Source organism: Caballeronia sp. SL2Y3 (assembly GCF_022879575.1).
Taxonomy (GTDB): Bacteria; Pseudomonadota; Gammaproteobacteria; order Burkholderiales; family Burkholderiaceae; genus Caballeronia.
This window is the reverse complement of the sequence record NZ_CP084260.1, coordinates 2,726,298-2,751,163: the sequence shown is the minus strand read 5'-3', so window position 1 is coordinate 2,751,163 and position 24,866 is coordinate 2,726,298. Positions and strand designations below refer to the sequence as shown.

At 62.6% G+C, this 24,866-nt stretch carries 24 protein-coding genes; 22 read left to right on the top strand and 2 right to left on the bottom strand.

The window, feature by feature from the left end; genetic code table 11:
• The first annotated feature begins 181 nt into the window (after window positions 1–181).
• Window positions 182–667: an Lrp/AsnC family transcriptional regulator gene (locus tag LDZ26_RS13010; RefSeq protein WP_175938702.1), complete on the top strand. Its 486-nt coding sequence runs from the start codon at window positions 182–184 to the stop codon at window positions 665–667.
• Here the strand turns inward: LDZ26_RS13010 and LDZ26_RS13005 are convergent.
• Window positions 643–1,179, bottom strand: coding sequence for a class IV adenylate cyclase (locus LDZ26_RS13005; protein ID WP_244847546.1), 537 nt, complete (start codon window positions 1,177–1,179; stop codon window positions 643–645). The two genes, LDZ26_RS13010 and LDZ26_RS13005, sit on opposite strands and share 25 nt — an antisense overlap.
• A 72-nt stretch (window positions 1,180–1,251) precedes the next feature.
• Window positions 1,252–2,154: a LysR family transcriptional regulator gene (locus LDZ26_RS13000; RefSeq protein WP_244847545.1), complete on the bottom strand. Its 903-nt coding sequence runs from the start codon at window positions 2,152–2,154 to the stop codon at window positions 1,252–1,254.
• A gap of 133 nt (window positions 2,155–2,287) precedes the next feature.
• Here LDZ26_RS13000 and LDZ26_RS12995 point away from each other — a divergent pair, with 133 nt between their 5' ends.
• The 21 genes from LDZ26_RS12995 to LDZ26_RS12895 all read left to right on the top strand — a co-directional run bounded on the left by LDZ26_RS12995 (window position 2,288) and on the right by LDZ26_RS12895 (window position 24,846).
• Window positions 2,288–3,964 carry a GMC family oxidoreductase gene (locus tag LDZ26_RS12995; RefSeq protein ID WP_244847544.1) on the top strand — a complete coding sequence of 559 codons (1,677 nt, stop codon included), beginning with the start codon at window positions 2,288–2,290 and terminating at the stop codon, window positions 3,962–3,964.
• A gap of 300 nt (window positions 3,965–4,264) precedes the next feature.
• Window positions 4,265–5,044, top strand: a complete 780-nt coding sequence (locus LDZ26_RS12990; RefSeq protein WP_175938694.1) for an ABC transporter ATP-binding protein — start codon at window positions 4,265–4,267, stop codon at window positions 5,042–5,044.
• Window positions 5,041–5,802, top strand: coding sequence for an ABC transporter ATP-binding protein (locus LDZ26_RS12985; RefSeq protein ID WP_244847543.1), 762 nt, complete (start codon window positions 5,041–5,043; stop codon window positions 5,800–5,802). Before LDZ26_RS12990 ends, LDZ26_RS12985 begins: the two co-directional genes overlap by 4 nt.
• A gap of 78 nt (window positions 5,803–5,880) precedes the next feature.
• Entirely contained in the window at window positions 5,881–7,101 is a 1,221-nt protein-coding gene (locus LDZ26_RS12980) for an ABC transporter substrate-binding protein (RefSeq protein WP_244847542.1), read from the top strand.
• A gap of 79 nt (window positions 7,102–7,180) precedes the next feature.
• Window positions 7,181–8,065: a branched-chain amino acid ABC transporter permease gene (locus tag LDZ26_RS12975; RefSeq protein WP_244847541.1), complete on the top strand. Its 885-nt coding sequence runs from the start codon at window positions 7,181–7,183 to the stop codon at window positions 8,063–8,065.
• A complete protein-coding gene (locus LDZ26_RS12970; RefSeq protein WP_244849175.1) occupies window positions 8,065–9,036 on the top strand; it encodes a branched-chain amino acid ABC transporter permease in 972 nt (323 codons plus the stop codon). The genes LDZ26_RS12975 and LDZ26_RS12970 overlap by 1 nt, the downstream gene beginning before the upstream one ends.
• A 491-nt stretch (window positions 9,037–9,527) precedes the next feature.
• Window positions 9,528–10,694 carry an ABC transporter substrate-binding protein gene (locus tag LDZ26_RS12965; protein WP_244847540.1) on the top strand — a complete coding sequence of 389 codons (1,167 nt, stop codon included), beginning with the start codon at window positions 9,528–9,530 and terminating at the stop codon, window positions 10,692–10,694.
• A gap of 241 nt (window positions 10,695–10,935) precedes the next feature.
• Window positions 10,936–12,108: an ABC transporter substrate-binding protein gene (locus LDZ26_RS12960; protein WP_244847539.1), complete on the top strand. Its 1,173-nt coding sequence runs from the start codon at window positions 10,936–10,938 to the stop codon at window positions 12,106–12,108.
• A 113-nt stretch (window positions 12,109–12,221) separates the two neighbouring features.
• Window positions 12,222–13,277 carry a branched-chain amino acid ABC transporter permease gene (locus LDZ26_RS12955; RefSeq protein ID WP_244847538.1) on the top strand — a complete coding sequence of 352 codons (1,056 nt, stop codon included), beginning with the start codon at window positions 12,222–12,224 and terminating at the stop codon, window positions 13,275–13,277.
• A gap of 3 nt (window positions 13,278–13,280) precedes the next feature.
• Window positions 13,281–15,065, top strand: a complete 1,785-nt coding sequence (locus LDZ26_RS12950) for an ATP-binding cassette domain-containing protein (RefSeq protein WP_244847537.1) — start codon at window positions 13,281–13,283, stop codon at window positions 15,063–15,065.
• Entirely contained in the window at window positions 15,065–15,811 is a 747-nt protein-coding gene (locus tag LDZ26_RS12945) for an ABC transporter ATP-binding protein (protein ID WP_244847536.1), read from the top strand. Before LDZ26_RS12950 ends, LDZ26_RS12945 begins: the two co-directional genes overlap by 1 nt.
• A 153-nt stretch (window positions 15,812–15,964) precedes the next feature.
• Window positions 15,965–17,926, top strand: a complete 1,962-nt coding sequence (mnmG, locus tag LDZ26_RS12940) for a tRNA uridine-5-carboxymethylaminomethyl(34) synthesis enzyme MnmG (RefSeq protein WP_244847535.1) — start codon at window positions 15,965–15,967, stop codon at window positions 17,924–17,926.
• On the top strand, window positions 17,923–18,573 hold the full coding sequence (gene rsmG / locus LDZ26_RS12935; RefSeq protein ID WP_244847534.1) for a 16S rRNA (guanine(527)-N(7))-methyltransferase RsmG: 651 nt from the start codon (window positions 17,923–17,925) through the stop codon (window positions 18,571–18,573). Before mnmG ends, rsmG begins: the two co-directional genes overlap by 4 nt.
• A gap of 61 nt (window positions 18,574–18,634) precedes the next feature.
• Window positions 18,635–19,450 (top strand): ParA family protein, encoded by an 816-nt coding sequence (locus tag LDZ26_RS12930; RefSeq protein WP_244847533.1) that lies wholly within the window; start codon window positions 18,635–18,637, stop codon window positions 19,448–19,450.
• Entirely contained in the window at window positions 19,447–20,346 is a 900-nt protein-coding gene (locus LDZ26_RS12925) for a ParB/RepB/Spo0J family partition protein (RefSeq protein WP_244847532.1), read from the top strand. The genes LDZ26_RS12930 and LDZ26_RS12925 overlap by 4 nt, the downstream gene beginning before the upstream one ends.
• Window positions 20,347–20,361: 15 nt before the next feature.
• The gene (locus tag LDZ26_RS12920; protein ID WP_370650617.1) at window positions 20,362–21,498 is read left to right on the top strand and encodes an SLC13 family permease; all 1,137 of its coding nucleotides are present in this window, start codon (window positions 20,362–20,364) and stop codon (window positions 21,496–21,498) included.
• Between the two features lie 275 nt (window positions 21,499–21,773).
• Window positions 21,774–22,298, top strand: coding sequence for an ATP synthase subunit I (locus LDZ26_RS12915; protein ID WP_244847531.1), 525 nt, complete (start codon window positions 21,774–21,776; stop codon window positions 22,296–22,298).
• Between the two features lie 185 nt (window positions 22,299–22,483).
• The gene (gene atpB / locus LDZ26_RS12910) at window positions 22,484–23,335 is read left to right on the top strand and encodes a F0F1 ATP synthase subunit A (protein ID WP_244847530.1); all 852 of its coding nucleotides are present in this window, start codon (window positions 22,484–22,486) and stop codon (window positions 23,333–23,335) included.
• A gap of 90 nt (window positions 23,336–23,425) precedes the next feature.
• Window positions 23,426–23,695, top strand: coding sequence for a F0F1 ATP synthase subunit C (atpE, locus tag LDZ26_RS12905; RefSeq protein ID WP_175938665.1), 270 nt, complete (start codon window positions 23,426–23,428; stop codon window positions 23,693–23,695).
• Between the two features lie 135 nt (window positions 23,696–23,830).
• Window positions 23,831–24,301 (top strand): F0F1 ATP synthase subunit B, encoded by a 471-nt coding sequence (locus LDZ26_RS12900; RefSeq protein ID WP_244847529.1) that lies wholly within the window; start codon window positions 23,831–23,833, stop codon window positions 24,299–24,301.
• Window positions 24,302–24,303: 2 nt separating this feature from the next.
• On the top strand, window positions 24,304–24,846 hold the full coding sequence (locus tag LDZ26_RS12895; protein ID WP_244847528.1) for a F0F1 ATP synthase subunit delta: 543 nt from the start codon (window positions 24,304–24,306) through the stop codon (window positions 24,844–24,846).
• Window positions 24,847–24,866 lie beyond the last annotated feature (20 nt).

Below are 24,866 nucleotides of genomic sequence, written 5' to 3'. Positions count from 1 at the left end.
GCGCGGACGGCATTGGATGCCTTTCGGCAATGTCATGGTTGGTAATACGCCCGTTACCTTGTTGGCTACCGTAAGCCGATATTCAGGTCGCGCGCGAACGGCGCGCTTCCCGCGTGGTTATGGCGGTTTTCCATGTCCGATGCGCTAAAGTCGCATCTTCCCCCCTCTTCGCGCGCCCGCCATGCTGGAACTGGACCATTTCGACCTCGCCCTGCTGGATGTCCTGCAACGCTTCGGGCGCGCGACGCATCAGCAGCTCGGCGAGCAGGTGCCGCTATCGCCGTCGCAGATCGGACGGCGCTTGCAGCGGCTGGAGGCCATCGGCGTGATCGAAGGCTACCGCGTGATGTTGCGGCCCGAGAAGCTCGGCCTCGGCGTGACCGCGTTCACCAGCCTGAAGCTGAAGCATCACAGCGATTCGGTGATCGAGCAGTTCCAGCAGGAAATCGACACGCTGCCCGAAGTGCTCGAATGCCACGCGACGGTCGGCGATGCGGATTATCTGCTGCGCATCGTCGCGCCGGATCTTAACGCGCTTTCCGGCTTCGTCATGAAGAAGCTGATGCGCGTGCCGGGCGTCGACAGCGTGCGCTCGAACATCGTGCTCACGACGTTCAAGCGCAACGGCCCGCTGCCGCTCGCTCACCTCGCGGCGGACGCGTCCTGACCGGCGTTCAGCAGATCGACATACGCGAGCGGCACGAGATCCGCCGCGCCCACGCCGAGGCGCTCGAACATGGCGTGCGCCTCCGCTTCGCCGCCGGCTTCGTCGTCGTCCTGGCCGAGCAGCACTTCCAGCTCGACGAAATCGCCGAGGCCGTCCACGCGATCGAGATGAATGCGCGTGCGCCCGACCAGAAACACATGCCGCTCCTTCGAGACGATGCCGCGCGTGGTGAGCGCCTGCGCGAGCAGCGCGTGCATGGCTTCCGGGTTCGTCACCGGGCTGCGCGAGTAGTACGAGACTTTGGGGCCGTCGCGGTCGTCGCGCTGATAGAAGATGAGTTCGGACGGCGTGCCGTCGTCGAACTGGCGCAGCTTCAGGCGGCCGGTCGGCACGTCGTAGAAGAAGTCCTGTTGCCGGAAAACGAGTGGCGCATCCGTGGCGAGCGCGGCAGCGCGTTCCCGCAGTTGGTCGAATTGATGCGCTCGTGCCTTGATTTCGATATTGCGTGCCATAAACGAGGTCTCCGGTTGTCCTTCGGGTGAGGGCGCAGCAGCGAGACTAGCAAAGAATCCGTGAAGCCTGGGTTACACGGACCACTGCGCATCCATCAGGCGCAGCGCCGCCGCGATGGCCGGTTCCTCGCGACGCTCGGCGAGCGCGACGAACGAAAGCTGCGTCGGCACGGTGACGCCTTCGACGATCGTGAGCGCGTGCGCATGCGCCTCCGCCAGCGCGATGGAGTCCCGCACGAGCGACAATCCCACGCCCGATTTCACGAGATCGAGCATCGACGGCTCCTGATCCACTTCCGCGACGATCACCGGCGTCGCGCCCGCCTCGCGGAACACACGCGACAGCAGCCGGTTATGGGCGGATTCCGGCGGCGTCCAGATCCACGGCAGCTTGGCGAGCGTCGTCCACGCGCGCTTGCCCTTGTTCACGCGGTTGTGCCAGCCGGCCGGCGCGAGCACGCGATACGAGAACGGCGTGAGCCGCACGACATGAAAACGCTCGCCGTCGCGCGAACCGTCTTTTGCCGGATCGCCGATGTAATAGCCGACGTCCAGCTCGCGTGAGCGCACGCGTTCCAGCACCCAGCCCGACATGCCATGACGCAGCGCCGTTTCGATGCGCGGATGCGCTTCGACCAATTGCCGCAAAAAGCCGCCGAGCCGCAGGAACTCCGGATCGAGAATAGTCCCGATGCGCAGCGTTCCGCTGACGTCATGCCGCAGCGCAGCGGCCGCGCGCTGCACGTCGGCGGCGGCGGCGAGCGCGCGCTCGGCGTGCGGCAGCAGGGCTTCGCCATCGCGCGTCAGCAAAAGACCGTGCGACGTCCGCGCGAACAGCACGACGCCCAGCGTCTCCTGCAAGTTCTTGATCTGCAGGCTGACCGCCGGCTGCGTGAGATGCAGTTGCGCCGCAGCGCGCGTGAGGTTGCCTTCACGCGCCACGGTCAGAAACGCGCGGAGCAGGGTGTAGTCCATCGGCTGATATTAGCGCGTCTTATATCGCTGTTGAACATATCTCATTGGATCGGCGGACGGCGACCGCAGTACGCTTGAAACAAAGGCGCAGAAGAAAGAGACACACAGACGCCAGCCGAACAGGAGACAAGTCATGAAACAGAACGCCCGCAAGCTCGAAGGCGAATTCGACTACATCATCGTCGGCGCGGGCACGGCCGGATGCGTGCTCGCCAATCGCCTCACCGAAGACCCCGACGTCACCGTGCTGCTGCTCGAAGCGGGCGGCAAGGACGACTATCACTGGATCCACATTCCGGTCGGCTATCTGTACTGCATCGGCAATCCGCGCACGGACTGGCTGTACAAGACGCAAGCCGAACCCGGCCTCAACGGACGCGCGCTGTCGTATCCGCGCGGGCGCGTGCTCGGCGGATGCTCGTCGATCAACGGCATGATCTACATGCGCGGTCAGCGCGAAGATTATGACGAGTGGGCGCATATCACGGGCGATTCGAACTGGTCGTGGGATTCGGTGCTGCCCGTTTTCATGCGCAGCGAGGATCACCACGGCGGGGCGAATCCATGGCACGGCGCGGGCGGCGAATGGCGCGTCGAGAAGCAGCGGCTCAAGTGGAAGATCCTGGAGACGTTCGCGCAAGCCGCGCAGCAAAGCGGCATTCCCGCCACCGACGACTTCAATCGCGGCGACAACACGGGCGTCGGCTATTTCGATGTGAACCAGCGCGGCGGCATTCGCTGGAACGCGGCCAAAGCGTTCCTGCGCGAAGCGATGAAGCGCCCGAATCTCACCACGATTACCGGCGCGCACACACAACGGCTCGTGTTCGAGGGCACGCGTTGCGCGGGCGTGGAATATCGCGGCGGCGATGTCGATTACATCGCGAAGGCGCGCCGTGAAGTGGTGCTGAGCGCGGGCGCGGTGAACTCGCCGCAGATACTGGAACTCTCGGGCATCGGCAATGGCGCGCGCTTGCAGCGGCTCGGCATCGACGTAGTGCGCGATCTGCGCGGCGTCGGCGAGAATCTGCAGGACCACTTGCAGTTGCGCATGGCGTACAGGGTGAACGGCGTGCGCACGCTCAATACGCTCTCGGCGCGCTGGTGGGGCAAGCTCTTCATCGGCATGCAGTACGCGTTCATGCGCAGCGGTCCCATGTCGATGGCGCCTTCGCAACTCGGCGTGTTCGCCAAGTCGAATCCGGCCGATGCATCGATCAAGCGGCCTGATGTTCAGTATCACGTGCAGCCGTTGTCGCTCGAACGCTTCGGCGAGCCGCTGCATGCGTTCAATGCTTTTACGGCATCGGTTTGCAATCTGCGGCCGACATCGCGCGGAAGCATTCATATCACGTCGCCGGATGCGCATACGCCGCCGCTCATCGCGCCGAACTATCTTTCGACCGACCGCGACCGCGAAGTGGCCGCGAACTCGCTGCGTCTCACGCGGCGCATCGTGAGCGCGCCCGCATTGGCGCGCTATGCGCCGCAAGAGATTCTGCCGGGCGTGCAGTATCAAACGGAAGAAGAACTCGCGAAGGCGGCGGGCGATATCGGCACGACGATCTTTCATCCGGTCGGCACATGCCGCATGGGCATCGACAACGATCCGGGCGCGGTCGTCGACAGCCGCTTGCGTGTGCTCGGCGTGCAGGGTTTGCGCGTAGTCGATGCATCGGTGATGCCGGTCATCACGTCGGGCAACACCAACTCGCCGACGTTGATGATCGCGGAACGCGCGAGCGACATGATTCGCGAAGACCGGCGCGCGGTGCGGTCGCAAGAAGTCATCGCGGCGGCGCTCGCGTAGCCGCAGGCCGTCGCGGAGCACGCGTCATGCCTTCTGCGCGTGCATGGACGGCGCTTCGAGGCTTGCATGAGTCAGTGCAAATCCCTTAGTGCAAATCCCAATGATTGCGCTGCATCATTGGCGCGACAATGGCCCCGGATCACGTGATGCTCGCTGTTTGTCGCGCCTCCTTTCCTGCGGTGCGCAATCGGCTACGAAGCGAAGCGGCATCGTGACGGAGACACCGTCCGATGCGCGCGACAGAAAAATAAAGCGCAGGCGAACACATCGTTCAGCGCCTCACTTCGCATGGAAGGGGACATGATTCTCGGCGACACCATTCTGGAAACGCGAGGGCTCACGAAAGAATTCAAAGGCTTCACGGCCGTGAATGACGTGAACCTGCGCGTGCGCCGCGGCTCGATCCACGCGCTGATCGGACCGAACGGCGCGGGCAAGACCACTTGCTTCAATCTGCTCACCAAATTTCTCGAACCGACTGCGGGCCAGATCGTCTTCAACGGCACCGACATCACGCGCGAGCGCCCGGCGCATATCGCGCGGCGCGGCATCATCCGCTCGTTTCAGATTTCCGCTGTGTTCCCGCATCTGACCGTGCTGCAAAACGTGCGCATCGGCTTGCAGCGGCAGCTTGGCACGTCGTTTCAGTTCTGGCGCAGCGAACGTTCGCTCGATGCCTTGAACGATCGCGCGATGGACCTGCTCACGCAAGTCGGCCTCACCGATTTCGCCGACGTGAAAACCGTCGAGCTTTCGTACGGCCGCAAGCGCGCGCTCGAAATAGCGACGACGCTTTCGATGGAACCCGAACTCATGCTGCTCGACGAACCGACGCAAGGCATGGGACACGAGGACGTGGACCGCGTGACCGCGCTCATCAAGAAGGTATCGGCGGGACGCACCATTCTCATGGTCGAGCACAACATGAACGTGATTGCCGGCATCTCCGACACCATTACCGTGCTTCAACGCGGCGAAGTGCTCGCGGAAGGCAGCTACGCGGAAGTATCGAAGAATCCGCTCGTGATGGAAGCCTACATGGGCAGCGCCGACGCGGCGCTCACCGGAGCGCACGCATGAGCACGATCGCGGAAGAACGCCGCTCGCGCGAGGCGAACGGCGCGGCGGGGAATGCGCCGGCGCTGGAAATCGAAGGCTTGCAGGCGTGGTACGGGGAATCGCACATCCTGCATGGCGTGGACCTGAAGGTGAATCGCGGCGAAGTCGTGACGCTGCTCGGCCGCAACGGCGCGGGACGCACCACGACGCTTCGCGCCATCATGGGTCTCACCGGGCGGCGCACGGGCTCGATTCGCGTGGGCGGACGCGAGACTATCGGGCTGCCCACGCACAAGATCGCGCATCAAGGGGTCGGCTATTGTCCGGAGGAGCGCGGCATTTTCTCCAGCCTGTCGTGCGAGGAGAACCTGCTTTTGCCGCCGCTCATCGGCGATCCGAAACAGGCGATGTTGCTCGACGAGCTGTATTCCATGTTCCCGAACCTGAACGAGCGGCGCGCGAGCCAGGGCACGCGTCTGTCGGGCGGCGAACAACAGATGCTCGCCGTCGCGCGAATCCTGCGCACGGGCGCGAACCTTCTGCTTCTCGATGAAATCTCCGAAGGCCTCGCGCCCGTCATCGTGCAGACACTCGCGCGCATGATCCTGATGCTGAAATCGCGCGGCTATACGGTCGTGATGGTCGAGCAGAACTTCCGGTTCGCGGCGCCGCTCGCGGACCGCTTTTACGTGATGGAGCACGGGAATATCGTCGAGCATTTCGGCGCGGGGGAACTCGAAGCGAAGATGCCGGTGCTGCACGAACTGCTCGGCGTGTGAGAACGCGTCGCGCAGGCAGCACGGCAATGCAAGCAACACCAGCAGCGCAGCAACAATCAAAAACTCATGGAGACTGGAATGAAAAAGAAGACCCTCGCGCGCCTCTCTACTCTTTGCTTTGCGGCTGCGGCGGCGAGTGTGACGCTCATGAGCAGCGGCGCGCAGGCTGCCGACGGCAATAGCGTCAAGATCGGCTTCGTCACCGACTTGTCGGGCCTCTACGCCGACATCGACGGACAAGGCGGGCTCGAAGCCATCCGCATGGCGATTGCGGATTTCGGCGGCAAGGTGAACGGCAAGCCCATCGAACTGGTGTATGCGGACCATCAGAACAAGGCGGATATCGCGGCATCGCGTGCGCGCGAGTGGATCGACCGCGACGGCGTGAACGCGATCATCGGCGGCACGAACTCGGCCACCGCGCTTTCGACGGCGCAAGTCGCGGCGGAAAAGAAGACGCCGTACATCAACATCGGCGCGGGCGCGGACAACCTCACGAACGAACAGTGCTCGCCGTACACCGTGCACTACGCATACGACACGATGGCGCTCGCCAAAGGCACCGGTTCGGCGGTGACGAAGCAGGGCGGCAAGACGTGGTACTTCCTGACCGCCGACTACGCGTTCGGCAAGGCGCTGGAAAAGAACACGTCGGATGTCGTGAAGGCGAACGGCGGACAGGTGCTCGGCACGGTGCGTCATCCGCTGTCGGCGTCGGACTTCTCATCGTTCCTGTTGCAGGCGCAAGGATCGAAGGCGCAGGTTCTCGGGCTCGCGAACGCGGGCGGCGACACGATCAATTCGATCAAGGCCGCGAAGGAATTCGGCATTACCAAGTCGATGAAGATCGCCGCGCTCCTGATCTTCCTTACTGACATCCACAGCCTGGGACTGGAGACGACGCAAGGACTCGTCGCGACGGATAGCTGGTACTGGAACAAGGACGACAAGACGCGCGAATGGGCGAAGCGCTACTTCGCGAAGATGAAGAAGATGCCGACGAGCCTGCAAGCCGCCGACTACTCCGCCGTCACGACGTACCTGAAGGCCGTGCAGGCCGCCGGCACGACGGACAGCGACAAGGTCATGGCGCAGATCAAGAAGGCGAAGATCGACGACTTCTACGCGAAGGGCTACGTTCGCGAGGACGGCGCGATGATTCACGACATGTACCTGATGGAAGTGAAGAAGCCGTCGGAATCGAAGGAACCGTGGGACTACTACAAGATCACGGCCACCATTCCGGGCGATCAGGCTTTCGGCACGAAGGCCGAATCGCGCTGCGCGGCCTGGAAGTAAGTTTTTCGGCGACTGACGCCGCAAGCGGTCCGGCGCGACTGCTTGCGGCCATGCTTCGATCCAACCCTCGGCAGGTTCAATGGAAATATTCGGCATCCCGCTCGCCGCGATGATGAGCCAGTTGCTGCTCGGACTGGTGAACGGTTCGTTCTACGCGATCCTGAGTCTCGGGCTCGCGGTGATCTTCGGCTTGCTCAACGTCATCAACTTCGCGCACGGCGCGCTCTTCATGCTGGGCGCCATGCTCGCGTGGATGGGCTATTCGTATTTCAACGTCCCGTATTGGGCGATGCTGCTGCTCGCGCCGATCATTGTCGGCTTGCTGGGCGTGGTCATCGAGCGCTCCATGCTGCGCTGGCTGTACAAGCTCGACCATTTATACGGGCTCCTGCTGACCTTTGGCCTCACGCTCGTGATAGAAGGCGTGTTCCGTTCCATCTACGGTTCGTCGGGCCAGCCGTACGACGTGCCGTCGCTTTTGTCCGGCGCGACGAATCTCGGCTTTATGTTCCTGCCGAACTATCGCGCGTGGGTCGTGGTGGCGTCGCTTATCGTGTGCTTCGCGACGTGGTTCGTCATCGAGAAGACGCGCATCGGCGCGTATCTGCGCGCAGGCACGGAGAACCCGAAGCTCGTCGAAGCCTTCGGCGTGAACGTGCCGCTGATGATCACGCTGACCTACGGTTTCGGCGTCGCGCTCGCGGCGTTCGCGGGCGTGCTGGCCGCGCCGGTCATTCAGGTGTCGCCGCTCATGGGCCAGTCGATGATCATCACCGTGTTCGCGGTCGTGGTGATCGGCGGCATGGGTTCGATCATGGGCTCGATTCTCACGGGTCTGCTGCTCGGCGTGATCGAAGGCTTCACGCGCGTGTTCTATCCGGAAGCGTCCGCGACGGTCGTCTTCGTCATCATGGCGCTGGTGCTGCTCGTGCGCCCGGCGGGACTCTTCGGCAAGGAAAAATGATGCAGAGAAAAGTGCTCTACGCGCTGTTGCTGGTCGCGTTGATCGCGGTGCCGTTCGCGGGCGTGTATCCGGTCTTCATGATGAAAGTGCTCTGCTTCGCGCTCTTCGCGGCGGCGTTCAACTTGCTGATCGGCTATACGGGTTTGCTGTCGTTCGGGCACGCGATGTTTCTGTCGAGCGCGGGCTACACGGCCGGCTATGCGATCCAGACGCTCGGCTTCACGCCCGAGCTCGGCGTCTTGCTCGGCACGGCAGTCGCGACGCTGCTCGGCGTGATCGTCGGACTGCTCGCGATCCGGCGGCAAGGCATCTATTTCGCGATGGTCACGCTCGCGCTCGCGCAGATGGTCTACTTCGTGTTCCTGCAAGCGCCCTTCACGCACGGCGAAGACGGCCTGCAAGGCGTGCCGCGCGGCAAACTGTTCGGCGTCCTGGATTTGAGCAGCGACGTGACGCTCTATTACGTCGTGCTCGTCTTGATGCTGCTCGCGTTCGCGCTGATCGTGCGCATCGTGCATTCGCCGTTCGGGCAGGTGCTGATCGCGATCAAGGAAAACGAGCCGCGCGCGGTCTCGCTCGGTTACGACACGGCGCGCTACAAGCTGCTCGCGTTCGTGTTGTCGGCGGGGCTCGCGGGCCTTGCGGGCGCGACGAAGACGCTGGTGCTCGGTTTCGAAACGCTCGGCGATGCGTACTGGACCATGTCCGGCCTGGTCGTGCTGATGACGCTCGTCGGCGGCATGAGCACGATGTTCGGGCCGTTGCTCGGCGCCGCGATCATCGTGGCGCTGGAAGACCGGCTCGGCGATATCGGCGCGGGCATCGCGAAGGTGACGGGCGTCGCTTGGTTCAACTCGCTCGGCGAATCGGTGACCATCGTGACGGGCATCATCTTCATTGCGTGCGTGCTGGCGTTCAGGCGCGGCATCGTGGGCGAAATCGTCGCGCGGGTGAGGCCGTTGCAGGGATAGCATTCAATTGGAGTGCGAAGCAACTGCGTTTCTGGAAGCCTGACGGTTAACGGCGCGAAACACGCCCTTTTAAGGTGCTTTTATGCACCACTAGGGTAAATGCTAGGTTGTGGCGAAATGATGCGGATATTAATATCCGTCCTAGTTCTGAAGCACCCAGATTTTTGAGGTGGAGAACGAGGAGACATGAGGCACGAAGTGCCCGAGACGGAAGGCGCTGTTGGATGAGTCCAACGGCGCCTTTTTATTTTTCGGGCCGATAATACGATTCGCCTGACGGATTCATCGGAGCCGCGCATCGAGCGCGATTCATCGCTCAGAGCATAACCACTAAAACGTCTGCCGGATGTGGCCGAAACGCTTGATGCGCGGCGCGCCCATGGCTACACTGCATTTCCCGACTCTTCGGTCGGCGATTCGCAAGAGATAATCCGCAACAAAGAATCAAGCGTTACTTCTATTCGAACACACGATCGACGGGGTGGAAATCAATGAAGTGGGCATTACGCGGTAAGGCGGTCGCAATGGCCGTCGCGGGATTATCGGCGGTATTCAGCACTCAGGTTTTTGCGGACGTGAAAATAGGCGTGACGGTATCGGCCACGGGTCCTGCCGCATCGCTCGGCATTCCCGAAAAGAACACCATCGCGCTATTGCCGAAGGAAGTCGCGGGGCAGAAAGTGCAGTACATCGTTCTCGATGACGCCACCGATTCCACGCAGGCCGTCAAGAACGCGCGCAAGCTCACGAGCGAAGATCACGTCGACGCGCTGATCGGTTCCACGGTCGTTCCCAACTCGCTCGCGATGATCGACATCGCCGCCGACACCACCACGCCGATGATCTCGATGGCCGCGGCCGCGAGCATCGTCGAACCGATGGACAGCAAGCGCGCGTGGGTCTTTAAGACGCCGCAGAACGACATTCTGATGGCAACGGCCATCGCGCAGCACATGGCGAATCACGGCGTGAAGACGGTAGCCTTCATCGGCTTCTCGGACGCGTACGGCGAGAGCTGGTTCAAAGAGTTCTCGAAGGCGGCGGACCTCGCGAAGATCCGCGTCGTCGCGAATGAACGGTTCGCGCGCAACGACGCGTCCGTCACCGGCCAGGTGCTCAAGATGATGTCGCAGAACGCGGACGCGGTGCTGATCGCGGGCGCGGGCACGCCGGCCGCGCTGCCGCAGAAGACGCTCAAGGAGCGCGGCTACAAGGGCAAGATCTATCAGACGCACGGTGTCGCAAACAACGACTTCCTGCGCGTATGCGGCAAGGATTGCGAAGGAACGTTCCTGCCCGCCGGGCCGCTGCTCGTCGCCGAACAACTGCCGGACAGCAATCCCGTGAAGCAGGCCGCGTTGACCTACAAGAAGGCGTACGAAGGCGCGTATGGCGCGGGCTCGGTGTCCACGTTCGGCGGCCACGCCTGGGACGCGGGCCTCATTCTGCAACACGCAATTCCGGTCGCGCTCAAGAAGGGGCAGCCGGGCACGCCCGCGTTTCGCGAGGCATTGCGCGCGGCTATCGAAGACACTAAGAATCTCGCGGCATCGCACGGCATTTTCAACATGAGCGCGAACGACCACTCCGGCCTCGATCAGCGGGCGCGGGTGATGGTGGAGATCGTCGGCGGCAAGTGGAAGCTCTCGGGCAACTGACCGTCGATATGTGAGTCGATTCCAACCAAGGCGCGTTTCCACGAACGCGCCTTTTTTTTCGTTCGAAACGAGAGGGCGCGTAGCCGCGCGCGACGGCCCGATCGGTCAGGGAAAACGAGCCTAGGCATGCGCCGGGGTGGTCCATAGATTGGGGCGGCTGAATCGCCGGGCTATCGATAACAACTCGCAGCAGCGCACCGCGGGGGTGCGCCAAAAGCAGGATCGCGTTTGGAGACGAGCAATGAAAACGAAGAAAGCATGGGTCAAGAAGGGCATCGCGCTGGCCGTCGCCGGCAGCGCGATGTTCGGCGCGGGCGCGGTGTTCGCGCAGGTGAAGATCGGCGTGACGCTGTCGGCGACGGGGCCGGCCGCATCGCTCGGGATTCCCGAGAAAAACACCGTCGCGCTGTTGCCGAAGGAAATCGCCGGCAAGTCGGTCGAATACATCGTGCTCGACGACGGCACCGACACGAGCCGCGCCGTGCAGAACACGCGCAAGCTGATCGACGAAGATCACGTCGATGCGATCATCGGCTCGACGGTCACGCCGAATTCGCTCGCGATGATCGATCCGGCGTCGAGCGCCAAGACGCCGATGATCTCCATGGCCGCGTCCGCGTCGATCATCGCGCCGATGGACGCCAAGAAAGCGTGGGTCTTCAAGACGCCGCAAAACGACGCGCTGATGGCGGATGCCATCGCGAGTCACATGGAAAAGCGCGGCGTGAAAACGGTGGGCTTCATCGGCTTCGCGGATGCGTACGGCGACGGCTGGTACTCGGTCTTCAACGCAGCTGCGGCCGCGCACAAGCTGAAGATCGTCACGAACGAGCGGTATAACCGGCCCGATACATCGGTGACGGGTCAGGTGCTGAAGACGATGGGCGCGAATCCCGATGCCGTATTGATCGCGGGCGCGGGCACGCCGGCCGCGTTGCCGGCCAAGACGCTGAAGGAGCGCGGCTACAAGGGCAAGGTGTATCAGACGCACGGCGTCGCCAATAACGACTTCCTGCGCGTATGCGGCAAGGACTGCGAGGGCGAGATTCTGCCCGCCGGTCCCGTGCTCGTGACCGAGCAGTTACCGGACAGCAATCCGGTGAAGAAGTCGTCGGCCGCGTACAAGAGCGCGTATGAGAAGGCGTACGGCGCGGGCTCGCTCTCGACGTTCGGCGGCCACGCCTGGGACGCCGGACAGATGCTTGCCCGCGCGATTCCCGAGGCGCTCAAGAAGGGCCAGCCGGGCACGCCCGAGTTCCGCGAGGCATTGCGCGCGGCGCTGGAGAACCTCAAGGACCTGCCGGTCGCGCACGGCATCATGAACACGACGCCGAACGACCACAACGGCTTCGACGATCGCGCGCGCGTGATGGTGCAGATCGTCGACGGCAAGTGGAAGCTGCTGAACGACTGACCGCGCGGTTTATTTTCAAGATAGAGGAAGCGGCGCGCCGGTGGTGCGCCGCTTTTCCCATGTTCATCGGCCGATGACGGCCCTCACGTTTCGAAGAAGCTCTAAGAGGAAGTATGGACTTATCGATTGCGGCGATTCTCGCGCAAGACGGCATCACGACGGGCGCCATCTACGCGTTACTTGCGCTCGCGCTGGTGCTGGTGTTTTCCGTGACGCGCGTCATCTTCATTCCGCAGGGCGAGTTCGTCGCCTATGGCGCGCTCACGCTGGCCGCGCTGCAAACGCAGAAGCTGCCCGCGACGTGCTTCCTGCTCATCGCGATGGGCGTGGGCTGTTTTATCGCCGAAGTAGCGGGGATCGTGCGGCATCCGGGGCGGCATCATCGGATAGGGCGGCTCCTGGCCGTGCTCGCGGGCAAGTATCTGCTGTTTCCGATCGCGGTGTGGGCGTTGACGCAGGCGGTGTTCGCACAAACCCTGCCCATGATTGCGCAGATCGCGCTGACGCTGCTCATCGTCGTGCCGATGGGCCCGTTCGTCTACCGGCTGGCGTATGAACCGATCGCGGAGGCGAGCACGCTGTTGCTGTTGATCGTGGCAGTCGCCGTGCACTTCGCGATGGTCGGGCTCGGGCTCGTCATGTTCGGCGCGGAAGGCTCGCGCACGACGGCGTTTTCCGACGCAAGCTTCAACGTCGGCAGCGTATCGATATCGGGGCAGAGTCTGTGGGTCGTCGGCACGGCGCTCGTGCTGATCGTCGGGTTGTACTTCTACTTCGACCGCTCGATTTCGGGCAAGGCGTTGCGCGCCACGTCGGTGAACCGGCTGGGGGCGCGGCTCGTCGGCATCGGCACGACGCAAGCCGGGCGTCTCGCGTTCACGCTCGCGGCGGGCCTCGGCGCGCTGTGCGGCGTGCTGGTCGCGCCGATCACGACCATCTATTACGACTCGGGCTTTCTGATCGGCCTCAAGGGTTTCGTCGGCGCAATCGTCGGCGGTCTCGTCAGCTATCCGCTGGCGGCGGCCGGCTCGTTGCTCGTCGGGCTGCTGGAGTCGTATTCGTCGTTCTGGGCGAGCGCGTACAAGGAGGTCATCGTCTTCACGCTCATCATTCCGGTGCTGTTATGGCGAAGCCTTGCCAGCCCGCATTCCGACGAAGACGAGGAGTAAGCCATGACCTTTCTCCATCGATATCGCTTCTTCTGGCTGTTTCTGCTCGTCGTGTTCGCGCTTCCGGTGCTGCCGGGGCCGGTTGCCGTGCCGGAGTACTGGATCACGCTTCTGAACTACATCGGCCTGTATTCGATCGTCGCGATTGGGCTGGTTCTCCTGACTGGCGTCGGCGGCATGACGAGCTTCGGACAGGCGGCGTTCGTAGGCGTCGGCGCCTACGCGACCGCGTTTCTGACGACGCGCTATGGCGTCTCGCCGTGGCTCGCGCTGATCGCGGGCGTCGTGCTCACCGCGTTCATCGCGCTGTTGCTCGGGCTGATCACCATGCGGCTCTCCGGGCATTTCTTGCCGCTCGGCACGATTGCGTGGGGGCTCTCGCTGTTCTATCTCTTCGGGAATATGGAACTGCTCGGCAAGTACGACGGCATCAACGGCATTCCGGTGCTGAACCTGTTCGGCTGGCAACTCGAATCGGGGCGCAGCATCTACTACCTGATCTGGGTCGTGGTGCTGCTCGCGGTCGTGTCTGTTCAGAATTTGCTTAATAGTCGCCCCGGCCGCGCGATTCGGGCGCTGCGCGGCGGCGGCATCATGGCGGAAGCGATGGGCGTCAATACGGCCTGGATGCGCGTCGTTATCTTCATTTATGCGGCGGTGCTCGCGGCTATCTCGGGCTTTCTCTATGCGCACTTGCAGCGCGCGGTGAATCCGACGCCGTTCGGCCTCAACCACGGCATCGAATTCCTGTTCATGGCGGTCGTGGGCGGGGTTTCGCATGTTTGGGGTGCGATTCTGGGGGCGACTATCCTCACCGTGCTGCAGGACTATCTCCAGACGCTGCTGCCGAAGCTCATCGGCGCGAACGGCAATTTCGAGATCATCGTGTTCGGAGTCGTGATGGTTCTGTTGCTGCAATACGCGCGGCAGGGCGTGTGGCCGTTCGTGGCGCGGGTCTTTCCGCGTGGGCCGCGCGCGCACGTGCCGGAGCACGGCGAGCCTTTGCCGCAGCGCAGCAAACCCGCGGCGGGCGAGCCGCTGCTGATCGTCGATACGGCGCGGAAGCAATTCGGCGGGCTCGTCGCCGTCAATGACGTGAGTTTCGACGTGAAAGCCGGCGAGATCGTCGGTTTGATCGGGCCGAACGGGGCCGGAAAGTCGACCACGTTCAATCTCGTCACCGGCGTGCTGCAAGCAACAAGTGGAGCGATCACGTTTCACGGCGAGCGCATCGACAAGCTGACGTCTCGGGAAATCGTGAAGCGGGGCATCGGACGGACGTTCCAGCACGTCAAGATGCTGCCCGGGATGACCGTGTTGGAGAACGTGGCAATAGGGGCGCATCTGCGCGGCAGCACCGGCGTCTGGCGCAGCGTCGTCCGACTCAATGCGGCCGAGGAGGCGCGCCTGATGTCCGAGGCGGCGAAGCAGATTGCGCGCGTCGGGCTGGAGAAGCACCTTTACGCCGAGGCGGGCAGTCTCGCGCTCGGCCAACAGCGGATTCTTGAAATTGCGCGTGCGCTGTGCTGCGATCCGACGCTGCTGCTGCTCGACGAACCGGCAGCAGGGCTGCGTTATCAGGAGAAACAGCAGCTGGCGGACTTGCTTCGAAAATTGCGGGCGGAAGGCATGAGCATCTTGCTGGTGGAACACGACATGGACTTCGTGATGAACCTAACCGACCGGCTCGTCGTCATGGAGTTCGGGACCAAAATCGCCGAGGGACTGCCGAAGGACGTGCAGGAGAACCCGGCTGTGCTCGAAGCCTATCTGGGCGGGGTGGAGTAATGGCTGAAACCATTCTTGAAGTCAGCGACCTGTCCGCGCGGTATGGCAAGGTCGAAGCCTTGCGCAACGGGAAGCTGCAAGTAGCCGCCGGGCAGATCGTGTCGGTCATCGGACCGAACGGCGCCGGGAAATCGACGCTCCTCAACGCCATCATGGGGGCGTTGCCACAGACCGGGCATGCGAAGGGCGTGATCCGCTACATGGGCGGGGACGTGTCGGCGCTGCCGATCGAGCGACGCGTTTCACGCGGAATGTGTCTCGTGCCGGAGAAACGTGAGCTGTTTTCGACGATGACGGTCGAGGACAATCTCGTGCTCGGAGCATATCGGCGGAAGCGGGCTGGCGAGCGCGATTATCTGGATCAGTTGGGCCACGTCTTCGAGCTGTTTCCCCGGCTGAAGGAGCGGCGCAAGCAGGCAGCCGGAACGCTTTCTGGCGGTGAACGGCAGATGCTCGCTGTGGGTCGGGCGTTGATGGGGAAACCGCGCCTTCTGATGCTGGACGAGCCGAGTCTCGGGCTTGCGCCTCTGATCGTGAAGGAGATTCTCCATATCGTCAGCGCCCTCAAACAAACGGGCGTCGCGACCTTACTGATCGAACAAAATGCCCGGGCTGCGCTGCAGATATCCGACTATGGATATGTGCTCGAGACTGGCGAATTCGCCTTGGAAGGGCAGGCGGACAGTCTCCGGCACAATCCGCAGGTGATAGAGACTTACCTCGGCCTAGCCAAGAAAGCGGCATAGGGTTGTAGCGGGCGCAGCTCAGGTGGCGTGTTTCACGTGAAACACGCCATTTTTTTCGCCCGTGCATCTCACGCCGAGAACGCGAGCACGCGATGCCTATATAATCTTGCGATATTCCTTCTTCGGTTCGTGTCGTCCGCACACGAAATCTCCATGCTTTATCCCACAGAATTTGACGTGATCGTCGTTGGCGGCGGTCATGCAGGCACCGAGGCCGCGCTGGCTTCGGCGAGAATGGGCTGCGAAACGCTGCTTTTGACCCATAACATCGAAACGCTCGGGCAAATGAGCTGCAATCCGTCGATCGGCGGCATCGGCAAGGGGCACCTCGTTAAAGAGGTCGACGCGCTCGGCGGTGCGATGGCAGCGGCGACAGACGAGGCGGGCATCCAGTTTCGCATCCTTAATTCGTCGAAGGGCCCGGCCGTCCGCGCCACGCGTGCACAGGCGGACCGCGTGCTCTATAAGCAGGCCATCCGGCATCGGCTCGAAAATCAGCCGAATCTATGGCTCTTCCAGCAAGCGGTCGATGACTTGATGGTCGAAGGCGACCGCGTCGTCGGCGCCGTTACGCAAGTCGGACTGCGGTTTCGCGCCCGGGCCGTCGTGCTGACCGCCGGTACGTTCCTGGACGGCAAGATTCACGTCGGCCTGAACAACTATGTCGGCGGGCGGGCGGGCGATCCGGCCGCGGTCTCGTTGTCGGCGCGTCTGAAGGAGCTGAAGCTGCCGCAAGGGCGGCTCAAAACTGGGACGCCGCCTCGTATCGACGGGCGAACCATCGACTTCTCCGTCCTAGACGAACAGCCCGGCGACCTCGATCCGATCCCGGTCTTTTCGTTCCTGGGACGCGTCGAGCAGCACCCGCGGCAGATGCCGTGCTGGGTGACGCACACGAATTCCCGTACGCACGACATCATTCGCTCCGGGTTGGACCGCTCGCCGATGTACACGGGCGTGATCGAAGGCGTCGGCCCGCGATACTGTCCGTCGATCGAGGACAAGATCCACCGGTTCGCTTCCAAAGACGCGCATCAGATCTTCCTCGAGCCGGAAGGGCTGACGACCAACGAGTTTTATCCGAACGGAATCTCCACCAGCCTGCCGTTCGACGTGCAGCTCGAGCTCGTCCGGTCAATGCGTGGCCTGGAACACGCGCATATTCTTCGGCCGGGCTACGCGATCGAATATGACTACTTTGATCCGCGCGCGCTGAAGGCGTCGCTGGAGACGAAGGCGATCAACGGCCTCTTTTTCGCCGGGCAGATTAACGGTACGACCGGCTACGAGGAGGCTGCTGCACAAGGGCTGTTGGCCGGCATTAACGCTGGGTTGCAGGTGCAAGGGAAGGACGCATGGTGCCCACGGCGCGACGAAGCGTATCTCGGCGTCCTGGTGGATGACCTTGTGACCCGTGGAGTGTCGGAGCCGTATCGCATGTTCACGAGCCGGGCAGAGTATCGGTTGTCGCTTCGCGAAGACAATGCCGACATGCGGTTGACCGAGATCGGCCGAAGCATCGGCGTCATCGACGATGCACGGTGGGACGCATTTAGTCGGAAGCGCGACGCTGTTTCACGTGAAACAGAACGTCTCCGCTCTACGTGGGTCAACCCTAAGACGCTTCCGGCGGAAGAGGCGACTGCGTTGCTCGGCAAGCCGATTGACCACGAATACAGCTTGGCAGATCTGCTGCGTCGCCCGGGCGTGTCGTACGACGGCGTCTGCGCGCTGCGCGGCGGCACGTCTGGCCCGGATGCTCCGCTCGCAGATGATCCGGTTCTCCTCGAGCAAATCAAGGAACAGATCGAGATCGGCGTGAAGTATCAAGGCTATATCGAGCGGCAAGCGGACGAGATCGTGCGCAACGGCGCACAGGAGAATACGCGCTTGCCGGACGGGATCGACTACAACGACGTCCGAGGCTTGTCATTCGAGGCGCGGCAAAAGCTGATGCAGCATCGTCCGGAAACCATCGGGCAGGCGTCACGAATCTCGGGAATCACGCCCGCCGCTATCTCGCTGCTCATGGTTCATCTGAAGCGCGGGCTTGGCCGTCGCGGCAAGGGCGGCAGCGGCGACGAGCAGACGCCCACGACGTCGGCGGTGCAATGACGGATCTCGATTCGTTACTGGATCAGGGTGCCGTCGAGCTAGGCGTCGCGCTCTCCGCAGAACAAAAACGCACGCTGCTCGATTACGTCGCGCTGTTGAGCAAATGGAATGGGGTCTACAACCTGACGGCCATCCGCGAGCCCCGGCAGATGCTCATTCAGCACATTCTGGATTCGCTCGCGATTGTGCCGGCCGTGGCGGGCCTGCATGCAACGACGTTGTTGGACGTGGGTTCGGGCGGCGGCCTGCCGGGCATCGTGCTGGGCATCGCATTGCCCGATGTGCAGGTGACGCTGAACGATATCGTTCATAAGAAAACTGCATTCCAGTCACAAGCAAAAGCGCAGCTGGGCCTGCCAAACTTGTCGGTCGTGACCGGCCGTGTCGAAACACTGAAGCCGGGCGTCGACGTCCCGGGAAAATTCGATGTGATCGTGTCCCGCGCGTTCGCAGAGCTCGCGGATTTCGCTACACTTGCCCGACATCTGGTCGCGGAGGACGGTTGCATCCTCGCCATGAAAGGGGTGAAGCCCGACGCTGAAATCGCGCGCCTTCCGCAGGGCGCGGCGGTCAAGGGTATCGAACGCTTGGCGGTGCCGTTCCTCGACGCCGAGCGCCATCTCGTCGAGGTTCGATTCGATGCCTGAGCCCGTGCCGTACTGTAGCCATGCTGATCTTCTGACAGCGAAGAAACGAGGACATTAAACGATGGCAAAAATCTTCTGCGTCGCGAATCAGAAGGGCGGCGTTGGAAAGACGACGACAGCGGTGAACCTGGCAGCGAGTCTGGCCGGTCTGGGCCAGCGCGTGCTGCTGATCGACCTGGATCCGCAGGGCAACGCGACGATGGGCAGCGGGGTGGATAAAGCTGCCTGCGAGAACACGGTTTACGAAGTGCTGGTGGATGGCGTCACGTTGCGCGAGGCACGCGTCAGTCCCGAAGCCGTCGGCTACGATGTGCTGCCGGCTAACCGCGAATTGGCGGGCGCAGAAGTGGAACTCGTCGGCATGGAGAACCGCGAGCGCATTCTTCGCGCAGCGATTGCGGACATAGCGTCAGACTATGATTTCGTGCTTATTGATTGCCCGCCGGCGCTGTCGCTCTTGACGCTGAACGCGCTGTGCGCGGCGCACGGCGTCATCATCCCGATGCAGTGCGAATACTTCGCGCTCGAAGGACTCTCAGACCTCGTCAACACCATCAAGCAGATCCACGCCAATCTCAACCGCGACCTCAAGGTTATCGGACTGTTGCGCGTGATGTTCGATCCGCGGATCACGCTGCAGCAGCAGGTATCGGATCAGCTTAAAGCACACTTCGGCGACAAGGTGTTCGATGTCGTTATCCCGCGCAACGTGCGTCTTGCCGAGGCGCCCAGCTACGGCCTGCCCGGCGTCGTGTTCGACAAGGCGTCGCGCGGCGCGCAGGCGTACGTCCAGTTCGGCGCGGAAATGATCGAGCGCCTGCGCGCGCTGCAACCCCAATCGATGCGGCAGGAAACGCCGACGGAGGAACCGAAATGAACGCTGTGATGAAGAAAAAGGGTTTGGGCCGCGGTCTGGATGCATTACTCGGCGGCAGCGTCGACATTACGGAAGCCGTGCGCGGCGAGGGCACGCCGACGGTGCTGGCGCTCGACAAGCTGCAAGCAGGCAAGTATCAGCCGCGTACCCGCATGGACGAGGGCGCGTTGCAGGAACTCGCGTCGAGCATTCGCGCGCAGGGCCTGATGCAGCCGATTCTGGTGCGTTCCGTGGGCGACGACCATTACGAGATCATCGCGGGCGAGCGGCGTTTCCGTGCGGCGCGTCTTGCCGGTCTCGACGAAGTGCCGGTGCTCGTAAAGAACGTCCCCGATCAGGCCGCCGCCGCCATGGCGCTGATCGAGAACATTCAGCGCGAAGACCTGAATCCGCTGGAGGAGGCGCAGGGCATCCAGCGGCTCCTCGACGAATTCAGCTTCACGCATGAACAGGCGGCCGAAGCGGTCGGGCGTTCGCGCAGCGCGGTGTCGAACCTGCTGCGTCTTTTGAATCTGGCGTCGCCCGTTCAGACGATGCTGCTCGCCGGCGATCTCGACATGGGACACGCGCGCGCACTCTTGTCCGTCGACGCCGCCACGCAGATCCAGTTGGCCAACCATGTGGTGAACCGCCGCTTGTCGGTGCGGGAAACGGAGCGTCTCGTCGCGGCGACGCTCAAGCAGACGCCCGCGAAGGCGCGCCCGCCAAGCGACGGCGGACGCGATACGCGTCGTCTGGAAGAGGAATTGTCCGACCTGCTCGCCGCCAGCGTGAAGATCAAGGTCGGCGGCCGGGGGCGCGGCAAGGTCACGATCGACTTCGGCAATCTCGACGCGCTCGAAGGGATTCTGACGAAGCTGCGCGGCAGCATCGAAACGACAACGCCCGCAGCGTAAGGGCAAGGGTCGATCTTGTCCGAGCTCGATGCCAAGGGCGTGCGCCCCGACTTTCCGACGCGCATCTGGAAGGCGATTTCGAAGGAACCAGTGCTCGCGATACTCGTGTTCGCGCTGGTTGTGATCGAGATCGTCCGTCCACAACCGTTGACGGCGCTGCCGGGTCTGGTCGACTGGCAAACGGTTCTCACGCTCGCCGGTCTGCTGATTCTCACGAAAGCGATCGAATTGTCAGGATTCCTAATGTGGGCGGCGCATCGGCTGGTGCATCACATACACGGTGAGCGCGGGCTCGCGCTGCTGCTTGTGGCGCTGGCCGCCGGCCTGTCCACGCTGCTGACGAACGATGTCGCGCTGTTCGCCGTGGTCCCGCTCGCGCTGTCGCTCAACAAGCTGGCGCCGCTGCCGCTCAAGAAGCTCGTGATCGTGATTGCGCTGGCAGTGAACGCCGGCTCTATTCTGACGCCGCTCGGCAATCCTCAGAACTTGTTCCTCTGGCAAACAAGCGGCGTTTCCTTTGGTGTGTTCGTGTGGAAGCTGCTGCCGTTGTGCGCGGCGCTGATGGCGTTGTTGTTCGCGCTGACGTTCGCGATATTCCGCGCGACGCCCCTCGACCTATCCGGGGATGCCGAGGCGCATCGCGTAGACCGCAGGCTGTGCGGCGTCAGCATCGCCGCGTTCGGCGTTTTCGTCGCGCTGGCGGATGCGCATCACGCGGGTCCGGCGTTGGCGGCGCTGGCCGTCGGCTTCCTTCTATGGCGACGCGAGGTCGTGCTGAAGATCGACTACCTCCTGCTGCTCATCTTCGTGCTGATGTTCATCGTGCTTCGCAGTGCGGCCGCGTTGCCGACGATTCACGATGCCATCGCACGCATCGGCATCCACTCGCCGGTGCGCGCGTTCGCCGCCGGCGCGGTGCTCTCGCAGGGCATCAGCAACGTGCCGGCGGCCATCGTGCTCGCCGAGTTCTCGAAGGACTGGCGCGCGCTCGCGTTCGGCGTGAGCGTGGGCGGGTTCGGCGTGGCAATCGGCTCGCTCGCGAATCTCATCGCCGTGCGCTTGTCCGGCGAGAAGGGCATGTGGGCGCCGTTCCATGTCGTGTCGATACCCTTTTGGATCGCGGCCATGCTTATCGGCTGGGTGCTCCTTTGACGCGTCCGACACAACCCGTTTCAATCTGAAAATCTGCTTGCAATCGCAAGAAAAATCTCGCTTCTGAGACCGTTTTTTAAGGTTCGTCCGCTTGGCTTTTGACGCACCTAAACTATTGAATCCGTGACAACAATCGCTTACAATCCCCCGGATTTATCAGCTAGGCCACCTCGAAAGCGCCACGAAAGCGCAAGGTGATTCTCCGGACACTGGGTTGAAGGCCTGAAGCCGAGCGCGAGTACTTCGCGTGCGGACGTCAGGCGGATGCGACGCACATGCGCAAAGGAAACATGCAAGTCAGTGCTCGCTCGACCGGCGATAGTCACGCCACCGGAAATCAGCCGCGCAATTCGACTGACGACTCGTGGGACGCCGAAGCGCAAGATAACAATATCGTTCCGCTCACACGGGATCAGGCAGAAAAGCTGTTCGGCCCGCAAGTGAGTCGTCCATCGCGTGTCACGCCGTATCGGGTCGTGGCGGCGCAAATGGTTTTGTCCCTGGGTGCGACGCTGCTCTGGTGGCTGTTCTACAAGCCGCCGGGCGATGCTGCGCTGTCAGCCTTCCTGGGAGGAGCGATCGCCTGGGTGCCTGCGGCTCTGTTCGCCGCGCGCCTGAAGGCGAAAAGCGGCGCCGAAACGATCATGAGCTGGATGATCGGCGAAGGCGTGAAGATGGGAGCGACGATTGCTATGTTCGTCGCGGTCGCGCTCTGGTATAAGAGCGCGCTGTGGCTGCCGTTGCTCGTCACGTACATCGTCGCGCTGAAAGCGTACTGGGTTGCGATGGCGCTGCGATGACCTTGCGCCGGCCGGTCTTCATGACCTCCGGGGTAAGTGCCGCGCAGGGTGGCAGTAGGTAGCATGAACATGAGTGCGGGACGCGTTCCGCACACGGGCCTCTCGCCCCGGAGCCGCGACGCGAAGCGGCGGCTCGGAAGCGAAGGCGGCGAAAGATTTTTGACAATTTGGGTGGCTTTAACGATATGGCAGCTAGCGAAGGAACGCACGCTCTGGATCCGTCCGAGTACATTGCGCACCACTTGCAGAATCTTTCCACGCATCCGCAGACGTCGATCTTCGACATCCACGTCTGGAATCTGGACACGCTGTTCTGGTCCATCGTATGCGGCCTTTTGACCATCATCATTCTGGGCCTGGCTGCGCGCAAGGCCACGTCCGGCGTGCCCGGCCGTTTCCAGTGCGCAATCGAAATGCTCGTGGAAATGGTCGAGGACCAGTCGAAGTCGATGATCCACGGCAGCCGCCGTTTCATCGCGCCGCTCGCGCTGACCGTGTTCGTCTGGGTCGCGCTGATGAACTCGCTCGACTTCATCCCCGTTGACTTGCCTGGCCGCGTAATCGGCTGGCTCGGGCTCGAGCACGCGCTTCCGCATCATCGCATCGTGCCGACCGCTGACCTCAACGGCACCATCGGCATCGCGCTGGGCGTGTTGCTGCTGATGCTCTACTACAACATCAAGATCAAGGGCGCCGGCGGTTTCGTGCACGAACTGCTGTCCGCTCCGTTCGGCTCGCATCCGGTTCTGTGGATTCCGAACCTCGCGCTGAACATCATCGAGTTCGCCGCCAAAACGGTTTCCCTCGGCATGCGACTTTTCGGCAACATGTACGCCGGCGAGCTGCTGTTCCTGCTGATCGCGCTTCTCGGCAGCATGTGGACCTTCGGTGCGAACCTGTCCGTGCTCGGCTTCATTGGCCATGTGATCGCGGGCACGGTGTGGGCAGTGTTCCACATCCTGATCGTGTTTCTGCAGGCCTTCATTTTCATGATGCTGACGCTGGTGTATCTCGGCCAGGCGCATGACACGCACTGACGTGAGCGTGCCGAGGTCCGGAATCGTCACAGAATCACAGTTTTAATTTTTATAAATCCAGTTCCAAAGTCTTTAATCAAAGGAGTGATCATGCAAGCTTTCATCGCCAACATCCAGGGTCTGACCGCCGTCGGTATCGGCATCATCATCGGCCTGGGTGCAATCGGCGCCTGTATCGGTATCGGTCTGATGGGCGGCAAGTACATTGAAGCGTGCGCCCGCCAGCCGGAACTGATGAACCCGCTGCAGACCAAGATGTTCCTGCTGGCTGGTCTGATCGACGCGGCGTTCCTGATCGGCGTTGGTGTGGCAATGCTGTTTGCGTTCGCGAACCCGCTGCTCGCACGTCTCGCAGGCTGAGGTTTCTCGGAAGTGCGCGTCCGAATTTTTGACAGGACGCAGAACGGAACGGGTGAGGCGCTGATCGAGCACAACAGCCGGTTAGCGCCTTTTAACCGTTTCACTCTCCGATCAAGCAACGTTTAAGGAAACACCGTGAATCTCAACGCAACCCTGTTTGCGCAAATGGTCGTGTTTCTGATCCTCGCGTGGTTCACGATGAAGTTCGTGTGGCCGCCGTTGATCAACGCCCTCGACGAGCGCTCGAAGAAGATTGCCGACGGCCTCGCCGCCGCCGACAAGGGCAAGGCGGAGCTGGAAGCCGCGCACAAGCGCGTCGACCAGGAACTCGCGCAGGCTCGCAACGACGGCCAGCAGCGCATTGCGGACGCCGAGAAGCGCGCCGCCGCCGTCGCCGAAGAAATCAAGGCCAACGCGCAAGCCGAAGCCGCGCGCATCATCGCGCAGGCCAAGGCGGACGCCGACCAGCAAATCGTTAAGGCCCGCGAAACGCTGCGTGCTGAAGTCGCGGCGCTGGCCGTGAAGGGCGCAGAGCAAATTCTGAGACGCGAAGTCGATCAGAAGGCTCACGCCGATCTGCTGAATCAACTCAAAACCGAGCTCTGATCATGGCCGAATTTGCAACCATCGCTCGTCCTTACGCAGAAGCGCTGTTCCGCGTGGCCGAAACCGGCGATCTCGCGGGCTGGTCCACCTTCGTCGAGGAGCTGGCACAGGTTGCGCGTCTGCCCGAAGTGGAATCGGTCGCCTCGAGCCCGAAAGTGAGCCGCGAGCAGATCACCGACTTGCTGCTCGCCGCGGTGAAGTCGCCGCTCGCTCAGAGCAACGCTCAGGCAAAGAACTTCGTGCGCATGCTGGTGGACAACCATCGTCTGCCGCTGCTGCTGGAAATCGCCGTCCAGTTCGACGAGCTGAAAAACGCCCGTGAAGGTGCGGCCGACGCGCATATCGTCAGCGCGTTCCCCCTCGAAGGCGCACAGTTGAACGACCTGGTCGCAAGCCTCGAACGCAAGTTCGAGCGCAAGCTGAAACCGATCGTCGAAATCGATCAGTCGCTGATCGGCGGCGTTCGCGTGACGGTTGGCGACGAAGTGCTCGATACCTCGGTCCGCGCGCGCCTTGCCAGCATGCAGACGGCGCTCACCGCCTGACGCTTCTTGGAAGCGCCTTA

Excerpts from the sequence above, each read along its gene's own strand:
- LDZ26_RS13010 (WP_175938702.1), top strand. The coding sequence starts at position 182 with ATGCTGGAACTGGACCATTTCGACCTCGCCCTGCTGGATGTCCTGCAA.
- LDZ26_RS13005 (WP_244847546.1), bottom strand. The coding sequence starts at position 1,179 with ATGGCACGCAATATCGAAATCAAGGCACGAGCGCATCAATTCGACCAA.
- LDZ26_RS13000 (WP_244847545.1), bottom strand. The coding sequence starts at position 2,154 with ATGGACTACACCCTGCTCCGCGCGTTTCTGACCGTGGCGCGTGAAGGC.
- LDZ26_RS12995 (WP_244847544.1), top strand. The coding sequence starts at position 2,288 with ATGAAACAGAACGCCCGCAAGCTCGAAGGCGAATTCGACTACATCATC.
- LDZ26_RS12990 (WP_175938694.1), top strand. The coding sequence starts at position 4,265 with ATGATTCTCGGCGACACCATTCTGGAAACGCGAGGGCTCACGAAAGAA.
- LDZ26_RS12985 (WP_244847543.1), top strand. The coding sequence starts at position 5,041 with ATGAGCACGATCGCGGAAGAACGCCGCTCGCGCGAGGCGAACGGCGCG.
- LDZ26_RS12980 (WP_244847542.1), top strand. The coding sequence starts at position 5,881 with ATGAAAAAGAAGACCCTCGCGCGCCTCTCTACTCTTTGCTTTGCGGCT.
- LDZ26_RS12975 (WP_244847541.1), top strand. The coding sequence starts at position 7,181 with ATGGAAATATTCGGCATCCCGCTCGCCGCGATGATGAGCCAGTTGCTG.
- LDZ26_RS12970 (WP_244849175.1), top strand. The coding sequence starts at position 8,065 with ATGCAGAGAAAAGTGCTCTACGCGCTGTTGCTGGTCGCGTTGATCGCG.
- LDZ26_RS12965 (WP_244847540.1), top strand. The coding sequence starts at position 9,528 with ATGAAGTGGGCATTACGCGGTAAGGCGGTCGCAATGGCCGTCGCGGGA.
- LDZ26_RS12960 (WP_244847539.1), top strand. The coding sequence starts at position 10,936 with ATGAAAACGAAGAAAGCATGGGTCAAGAAGGGCATCGCGCTGGCCGTC.
- LDZ26_RS12955 (WP_244847538.1), top strand. The coding sequence starts at position 12,222 with ATGGACTTATCGATTGCGGCGATTCTCGCGCAAGACGGCATCACGACG.
- LDZ26_RS12950 (WP_244847537.1), top strand. The coding sequence starts at position 13,281 with ATGACCTTTCTCCATCGATATCGCTTCTTCTGGCTGTTTCTGCTCGTC.
- LDZ26_RS12945 (WP_244847536.1), top strand. The coding sequence starts at position 15,065 with ATGGCTGAAACCATTCTTGAAGTCAGCGACCTGTCCGCGCGGTATGGC.
- mnmG (WP_244847535.1), top strand. The coding sequence starts at position 15,965 with ATGCTTTATCCCACAGAATTTGACGTGATCGTCGTTGGCGGCGGTCAT.
- rsmG (WP_244847534.1), top strand. The coding sequence starts at position 17,923 with ATGACGGATCTCGATTCGTTACTGGATCAGGGTGCCGTCGAGCTAGGC.
- LDZ26_RS12930 (WP_244847533.1), top strand. The coding sequence starts at position 18,635 with ATGGCAAAAATCTTCTGCGTCGCGAATCAGAAGGGCGGCGTTGGAAAG.
- LDZ26_RS12925 (WP_244847532.1), top strand. The coding sequence starts at position 19,447 with ATGAACGCTGTGATGAAGAAAAAGGGTTTGGGCCGCGGTCTGGATGCA.
- LDZ26_RS12915 (WP_244847531.1), top strand. The coding sequence starts at position 21,774 with ATGCGCAAAGGAAACATGCAAGTCAGTGCTCGCTCGACCGGCGATAGT.
- atpB (WP_244847530.1), top strand. The coding sequence starts at position 22,484 with ATGGCAGCTAGCGAAGGAACGCACGCTCTGGATCCGTCCGAGTACATT.
- atpE (WP_175938665.1), top strand. The coding sequence starts at position 23,426 with ATGCAAGCTTTCATCGCCAACATCCAGGGTCTGACCGCCGTCGGTATC.
- LDZ26_RS12895 (WP_244847528.1), top strand. The coding sequence starts at position 24,304 with ATGGCCGAATTTGCAACCATCGCTCGTCCTTACGCAGAAGCGCTGTTC.